Source organism: Bradyrhizobium sp. Ses1 (genome assembly GCF_059512365.1).
In genome coordinates this window covers 1-236 of the sequence record NZ_JCAMOQ010000278.1, presented here as the reverse complement: position 1 = coordinate 236, position 236 = coordinate 1, and the positions used below count along the sequence as shown (strand labels likewise).

1 protein-coding gene is annotated in these 236 nt (G+C 58.5%); it reads right to left on the bottom strand.

Annotated elements, in window-relative coordinates:
* Positions 1-45: 45 nt before the first annotated feature.
* Positions 46-236: hypothetical protein (locus AC5ZG5_RS46665; protein WP_496165626.1), on the bottom strand; the 191-nt coding region annotated here is incomplete at its 5' end.

Below are 236 nucleotides of genomic sequence, written 5' to 3'. Positions count from 1 at the left end.
AAGGATAGCATCGAACACGCATTGTCCATCGATCACACGCTTTCCCTATGCAACGCTCTCGCCCAATCCGCGTGCCCGGTCGCCTTTTTGGCCGGCGATTTGCCGGCTGCGGAAAGGTACACGACAATGCTCATCGACCGCGCCGATCGGCACGCAGTGGAGGTTTGGCTTATCTACGGCAAGTGTTTTAGAGGCCAGCTGCTCATCCAGCGCGCCGATGTAGACGCTGGATTGCG